The sequence below is a fragment of the Campylobacter sp. RM16190 genome, from assembly GCF_012978835.1.
GTDB lineage: Bacteria > Campylobacterota > Campylobacteria > Campylobacterales > Campylobacteraceae > Campylobacter_A.
In genome coordinates this window covers 1-6,698 of sequence record NZ_LIWS01000018.1, presented here as the reverse complement: position 1 = coordinate 6,698, position 6,698 = coordinate 1, and the positions used below count along the sequence as shown (strand labels likewise).

Annotated in this window: 7 protein-coding genes; 4 read left to right on the top strand and 3 right to left on the bottom strand. The window is 41.4% G+C overall.

Annotated elements, in window-relative coordinates:
• Positions 1 to 139 precede the first annotated feature (139 nt).
• Entirely contained in the window at positions 140 to 1,390 is a 1,251-nt protein-coding gene (gene eno / locus CDOM16190_RS10370) for a phosphopyruvate hydratase (RefSeq protein WP_170020752.1), read from the bottom strand.
• On the bottom strand, positions 1,390 to 2,481 hold the full coding sequence (recA, locus tag CDOM16190_RS10365; RefSeq protein WP_170020750.1) for a recombinase RecA: 1,092 nt from the start codon (positions 2,479 to 2,481) through the stop codon (positions 1,390 to 1,392). Before recA ends, eno begins: the two co-directional genes overlap by 1 nt.
• A 162-nt stretch (positions 2,482 to 2,643) precedes the next feature.
• Here recA and CDOM16190_RS10360 point away from each other — a divergent pair, with 162 nt between their 5' ends.
• Genes CDOM16190_RS10360 through CDOM16190_RS10600 form a run of 4 tightly spaced genes read left to right on the top strand, consistent with a single transcriptional unit; the run spans position 2,644 to position 5,676 of the window.
• The gene (locus CDOM16190_RS10360) at positions 2,644 to 3,516 is read left to right on the top strand and encodes a menaquinone biosynthesis family protein (protein ID WP_170020748.1); all 873 of its coding nucleotides are present in this window, start codon (positions 2,644 to 2,646) and stop codon (positions 3,514 to 3,516) included.
• Positions 3,517 to 3,783, top strand: coding sequence for a flagellar biosynthesis protein FliQ (gene fliQ, locus CDOM16190_RS10355; RefSeq protein ID WP_169941033.1), 267 nt, complete (start codon positions 3,517 to 3,519; stop codon positions 3,781 to 3,783).
• Positions 3,780 to 4,553 carry a UDP-N-acetylmuramate dehydrogenase gene (locus tag CDOM16190_RS10350; protein WP_170020746.1) on the top strand — a complete coding sequence of 258 codons (774 nt, stop codon included), beginning with the start codon at positions 3,780 to 3,782 and terminating at the stop codon, positions 4,551 to 4,553. Before fliQ ends, CDOM16190_RS10350 begins: the two co-directional genes overlap by 4 nt.
• Before the next feature lie 58 nt (positions 4,554 to 4,611).
• Positions 4,612 to 5,676 (top strand): tetratricopeptide repeat protein, encoded by a 1,065-nt coding sequence (locus CDOM16190_RS10600; protein WP_211437448.1) that lies wholly within the window; start codon positions 4,612 to 4,614, stop codon positions 5,674 to 5,676.
• 37 nt (positions 5,677 to 5,713) lie between these two features.
• On the opposite strand, the gene CDOM16190_RS10340 is transcribed toward CDOM16190_RS10600, so the two are convergent.
• A partial coding sequence (locus CDOM16190_RS10340; protein WP_170020744.1) for a nicotinate phosphoribosyltransferase occupies positions 5,714 to 6,698 on the bottom strand: 985 nt, incomplete at its 5' end.

Genomic DNA, 6,698 nt, shown 5'->3' with positions numbered 1-6,698 from the left:
GATCGCTTTCCAAACATCATATTGCCGATATATATACCAAACAATATGACAATGATGGTTATTATAAATAGTCTTAAGAAATTTTTAAAAGAGTATGATCTCCTTATCTCATTTTCGTCATACTCCTTTAAAATTTCACTCAAATTTCATGTCCTAAAAATTCATCCGTTTCAAGCTCAATCTCAAGCAAGCGGTTGTATTTTGCATTTCTCTCGCTTCTTGAAGTTGCACCTGTTTTAATTTGGCCAGTATTTAAACCTACTGCAAAGTCGGCTATAAAGCTATCTTCACTCTCGCCGCTTCTATGGCTCATCACGCAGCGATATCCTTTTCTTTGTGCTAGGCGAATAGTTTGCATAGTTTGACTAACTGTACCGATCTGATTTGGCTTGATCAAAATCGCGTTTGCCACACCTTTTTTAATGCCTTCTCTTAAAATTTTCTCATTTGTTACAAATAGATCGTCGCCCACAAGCTGGACCTTAGCACCCAATCTCGCTGTTAGTTTAGCCCAACCATCCCAATCATCCTCACTCAAACCATCCTCAATTGAGCAGATAGGATATTTTTCGCAAAGCCTAGCATAGTACTCAATCAACTCCTCAGAACTTAGTTTTTTGCCCTCAAGCTCATATTTGCCATCTTTATAAAGCTCGCTTGAAGCGACATCAAGAGCGATTTTTACCTGTTCGCCAGCTTTATATCCGGCTTTTGCTATAGCCTGCATTATGATTTGAATAGGCTCTTCATTATCCTTTAAATTTGGAGCAAATCCACCCTCATCGCCAACTGCTGTACTATGTCCTAAATCGTTTAAAATTCCTTTTAGAACCTGATAAATTTCAGCCGCCGCTCTAAGTGCATCGCTAAATGTCTCAAATCCAAAAGGCATTATCATAAATTCTTGAAAATCCACACTATTGTTTGCATGGGCTCCGCCGTTTATAATGTTAAACATAGGCACAGGCAACACACTTGCATTTGCTCCGCCAAGATAGCGGTAAAGTGGAATATTTAAACTTTTTGCGGCAGCCCTGGATACTGCCATAGATACTCCAAGCACGGCATTTGCGCCTAAATTTGAGTAGTTGTCGCTACCGTCAAGCCTAAGAAGCTCATCGTCTATCATTTTTTGATCGTAGGCGTTTAGTCCTATGATAGCCTCTGCTATAACCTCATTTACATTTGCGACTGCCTTTAATACGCCCTTGCCACAATATCTATTATCTTTATCTCTAAGTTCAAGAGCCTCGCGTTTACCCGTGCTTGCACCACTTGGTACTATCGCGCTTGCTACTGTTCCATCGCTTAAAGTCACAGTTGCACGCACAGTAGGGTTTCCTCTGCTATCAAGCGCCTCAATGGCTGTAACATCATCTATAAATATCATTATTCTTCTCCTGCCTCAGTTGTATCATCATCTTTTGCACTTGAACTTATCAAGTGATCAATCCCCATAGAGCCTTTTATGGCAGCCACTATCTCATCAGCCACCTCTGGATGCTCTTTTAAATAAGCCTTTGAATTCTCTCTTCCTTGACCAAGCTTATTGGCGTTATAGCTAAACCAAGCACCGCTTTTATCGACTATATCAAGCTTTACTCCATAGTCTATTATCTCGCCCTCTTTACTAATTCCCTCGCCAAACATTATGTCAAATTCAGCCACTTTAAACGGAGGAGCGACTTTATTTTTTGCCACCTTTACTTTAGTGCGGTTACCGATCGGCTCTTCATTCTGCTTTAAAGTAGCTATTTTACGTACATCTATCCTAACCGAAGCATAAAATTTCAGTGCATTTCCACCGGTAGTAGTCTCAGGGGTGCCGTATCCCATAGCGCCTATTTTCATACGAATTTGATTGATAAATATTACAGTTGTATTCATCTTGTGTAAAATTCCGGTAAGCTTTCTAAGAGCCTGAGACATCAATCGAGCCTGAAGACCTACATGCTGGTCGCCCATATCTCCTTCTATCTCGTTTTTAGGAGTTAGTGCAGCAACGCTATCCACGACTATCAGATCAATAGCTCCGCTTCTAGCCAAGGTCTCTACGATATCAAGCGCTTGTTCGCCGTAATCTGGCTGAGAAATATAAAGATTATCCGTATCTACGCCCAAATTTGCGGCGTATTTTACATCAAGAGCATGCTCAGCATCGACAAAGGCGCATACTCCACCGGCCTTTTGAGCTTCAGCTATTATATGAAGGGTCAATGTAGTCTTTCCGGAGCTCTCTGGTCCGTAAATTTCTACGATTCTTCCTTTTGGCACTCCGCCTATACCAAGTGCTAGATCAAGTCCTAGCGAACCTGTAGATATGCTATCTATCGGCTCTATCTCTCTATCGCCAAGTCTGACGACTGTGCCTTTACCAAATGATTTATCAATCTGCTTTAAGGCTAGCTCTAGCGCTTTTTTCTTATCAGCATCAAGTTCAGCCGATCCTATTTTTTTATTATCCTCTTTTTCTACCGCCATTTGTTGCCTTTAAATTTTATAATTAAATTGTCTGATTTTATCAAATTTAAGATGAATTTCGGTTTATTTAATTTTTTAAAAAATATAAAGATAACTTCTAATAATAGGCTATTTAATCAACTATTCATAAAATTTAACCTATAATCCTAAAAAGGATTAAATTTGAGATATTTTAAAGATATTAGCGTAGCGCATTCACCCGATGCGGACGATATTTTTATGTATATGGCGATAAAATTCGGCTGGGTTGATTCTACAAATTTGCGCTTTAGCAACCTTGCTTTAGACATCCAAACGCTTAACGTCGAGGCGCTTAAAGGCACTTACGACGCTACCGCGATTAGTTTTGGATTATATCCGCTTATAAGGGATAACTATGCCTTGCTTCGGTGCGCGGTTAGTTTCGGAGAGGGATACGGACCAAAACTGGTAAAGAAAAAAGATAAAATTCTAAAACGAAATTTCAAAGTCGCACTCTCAGGCAAACACACCACAAACGCGCTTTTGTTTCGTGTGGCATATCCTGAGGCGCGCATAGTTTATAAAAATTTCTTAGATATAGAAAATGCCGTTTTAAGCGGCGAAGTAGATGCGGGAGTGCTAATTCACGAAAGCATCTTAACTTTTAGTGACGAACTTTGCGTAGAGCGTGAAATTTGGGATATCTGGCGTGAGTTTGCAGGTGATAATTTACCGCTTCCGCTTGGCGGCATGGCCGTTCGCAGAAGCCTGCCGATAACTGACGCGATAGAGTGCGAGCGAGTGCTTACCAAAGCCGTTAAAATCGCAACCGATCATAAGCCGTTTTTATCACACATGCTTATGGAGCGAAATTTGATCCGAGTCGATAAAGAAAAGCTTAAAATTTATCTAAATTTATACGCCAACGACAGCTCTGTATCGATGAACGAAACGCAGCTAAACGCTGTAAATAAGCTGTTTGAGATAGGCTATAAGCACGGCTTTTACGATGAGTTAATCGACGTGCGCGACTATCTGGTACCAACCGAATACAACGACATAAGGTTTAGCTAAATGCAATCAACCCTAATAGAGCTTGGCATCGAAACCTTTAAAACCGCGCTTTATCTTAGCTTTCCTATGCTTTTAGCAGGTCTTAGTGCGGGTCTTATCATCAGTATCTTTCAAGCGACCACGCAGATAAACGAGATGACGCTAAGCTTCGTGCCAAAGATCATCCTCGTAGTCGTTGTTATCATATTTCTCATGCCTTGGATGGTGAGCATGATGGTTGATTTTACCATCCGCATGATAGAGTTTATCCCGCACTTTGTTCAATGACCAAGCTTATTGATTTTTCTAAATTTACCTCTGTTAAAATTGGCGGCGTGCACGAGGTTTTGCTCATAGATAGCACGCAAGATGATACGCAAGGCCGCGTGATAATAGGCGGTGGAAACAACCTTTTAGTTTCGCTAAGTCCTGCGCCGATGGCGATTTTAAGCGATAAATTTGACTATATAAAACTTGAAGACAAAATCTTAGAGATAGGTGCAGCTACAAAGAGCGGTAAAATTTATAATTTTGCCAAAAAGCACGATCTAGCGGGCTTTGAGTTTTTGCAAAATATCCCCGGCACTCTTGGAGGCATGATCAAGATGAACGCGGGGCTTTGTGGAATTTCCATGAGCGACAACTTGCTTGAAGTGCGTTTAAAACGAGGCTGGGTAAAAAAAGAAGAGATAAAATTTGCTTACCGATATTGCGAGCTAAACGAAATTGTTTTTGCAACCAAATTTAAAGCAACAAAAGGCTTTAACGCCGCACTTGCAAGCGAATTTGGGCTTAAACGCTCAAACCAGCCGAAGGGAGCTAGCTTTGGAAGCTGCTTTGTAAATCCAACGGGCGATTACGCAGGCAGACTTATCGAGGCCGTCGGGTTAAAAGGGCACGTTATCGGCGGAGCAAAATTTAGCGAAAAGCACGCAAATTTCTTGATAAATTTTGATAATGCAAGCTTTGATGATGCAATAAATCTCATAAATTTAGCCAAAAAACTAGTGCTGGAAAAATTCGGCGTAGAGCTAAAAACGGAAGTTGTTATAATTTAGATTAAAAATATATCAAAAAGGTTATAATTCTTACAGATTTACTCGCAAGGAGGAGTCTATGAAAAAGTTAGCTTTAACCCTGTTTTTAGTATTTAGTTGCTTGTCGGTAGCACAAGCCGGACCAAATCACAATAACGGAATGACCGCAAAATCCAAAGGTCAGTGGAAAAATGCGGAGCACTACTTCAAGCTAGGTTGCTATAAAGAAAAAGTTGATTCTTCTTGCAAAGAGCTTGGGCAGCTTTATGAGTTCGGAAAGGGCTCTGATGTCAAAAAAGACTCGGGGCTTGCAAAGCAGGCTTATGAAAAGTGCTGCGAGATATCATTTGGTAAAAGATCCGACTGCTGCAATAAAGTAAAAGACAAAACAGCCGTAAGCCCCGAAAAAGGTTGTGAAAACGGCGATGCATCCGCTTGTATAGACTACGCCTATGAAAAACAAGACGTCAAATACTACCAAAAAGCTTGCGATCTGGGCTCAAATTTAGGATGTTTATGGACTGGATACTCATACACCGAAGGCAAAAACGGCGCACAGCACGATCCTAAAAAGGGCTTTGAGATATTTGCAAAGCTTTGCAACGGCGGCTACGATGACGGTTGCAAATTTGTAGCGATGGGTTATAGAGACGGCAAAGGTGTCGAGAAAAACATAGACAAAGCGATCGAAATTCTAAGCCAAATTTGCGGGGGCGATAGATTTGACGGATGCGCAAAGCTGGGCGAAATTTACCAAGACGACAAATACGGCAAAAAAGACGAGATAAAGGCGTTTGAGTATTATTTGCTAGCCTTTACAAAAAAAGATCATGAAGCTTCAGGAAAATACGTAAAAGATAAAGATAACGCAGCAAAAGCTTGCGAAGCCAAGATCGCCATTGGATGTGAATACGCAGGCTCTGCATATTATCAAGAAAAGCAATTTACCAAAGCGGTAGAGTATTTTGACAAGGGCTGCGAACACGGCTTAGTCGAATCCTGCCTATTTGCGGGCTACACATACCAGATGCCGCCTGCTGAAAGCGGGGTCGCAAAGGATCTTGAAAAGGCTAAAATTTACTTCAAAAAAGGCTGCGATATAGGCTCGGCTCAATGTTGCAGTGCGCTAGAATCTATAAAATAAACTTACAGGCGCAAATTTAACTCGTTTGCGCCTAAATTTATCTTTCAAATTCTACTTTTTGCAATCTCTCAGAGATAAAATTTCGGCGCCCAACTTTGGCTTCTGCTTTGCCGTTTAGCTCCACAAGATCGCCCGTAAATCCGCAAGTATCGTTTCTAACGGTAAAGCTTCCTACGCCATAGATATCAACAGGCGTATCATGCGCTTCAAATTCGGCAATTTTTTCAGGAGTAAAGCCCGAGCTAACGACTATTTTAACGTGATTAAAGCCGTTTTCATCAAGCGCTTTGCGAAGTGCAAAGATAAGCTCTTTGCAGACCCCATGCGGATCAAATCCGCTTGTGTCTTTATCCTCAAAATACTTGTCTATGAGGCTTTGAGATGTATCAACCCTAACGGCACCAAGCCTTGATTTTAGTGCATTTGCGGCTAAAAGTGCATCGGTGATCACGTCGTTATTGTAATCAACAAGTGCCGTTACAAGCTCACCGGGAAAGGTTTTAGCGTAAATTTCACACGCCTTTACTATATTTCCCTCGTACATCTGAACAAGCGCGTGCGGCATAGTCCCCATGCCCTTGCCACTCCACCAAAAGCCCTGAGCATCGGTTGAGACGCGATCTATGCCCGCGACATAAGTGGCGTATCCGTCGCCTATCTGCGTTGAGATGTCATCTTGCCTATCCGCCATAGAAAAGACTATTTTGCCGTTTGCGGCCTTTAAGGCTCTGGCGACATTCGTAGCTACCGAGCTTCTGCGAGCTAGAGTGGCATCGATGATATTTTCTAAAAAGCCGAAATTTTCATACTTGCCGCTTATCTTTAAAACAGGCTCGTTTGCATTTATGATATCACCGTCATTTAACGCGTAAATTTCAAGCTCTTCAGGCTCTTTAGCAAAGGTATGCACGATCGCTATAGCTTCATCGATACCGCATAAAGTGACGTTACCCGCCCTTTGAAAAAACTGCATAGTTACGTGCTGGTCGGGTAAATTTTGCTTTATGACTTGATTTATCTTT

Coding starts and splice junctions, on each gene's coding strand:
- fliQ (WP_169941033.1), top strand. CDS start 3,517: ATGCAATCAACCCTAATAGAGCTTGGCATCGAAACCTTTAAAACCGCG.
- recA (WP_170020750.1), bottom strand. CDS start 2,481: ATGGCGGTAGAAAAAGAGGATAATAAAAAAATAGGATCGGCTGAACTT.
- CDOM16190_RS10350 (WP_170020746.1), top strand. CDS start 3,780: ATGACCAAGCTTATTGATTTTTCTAAATTTACCTCTGTTAAAATTGGC.
- CDOM16190_RS10600 (WP_211437448.1), top strand. CDS start 4,612: ATGAAAAAGTTAGCTTTAACCCTGTTTTTAGTATTTAGTTGCTTGTCG.
- eno (WP_170020752.1), bottom strand. CDS start 1,390: ATGATATTTATAGATGATGTTACAGCCATTGAGGCGCTTGATAGCAGA.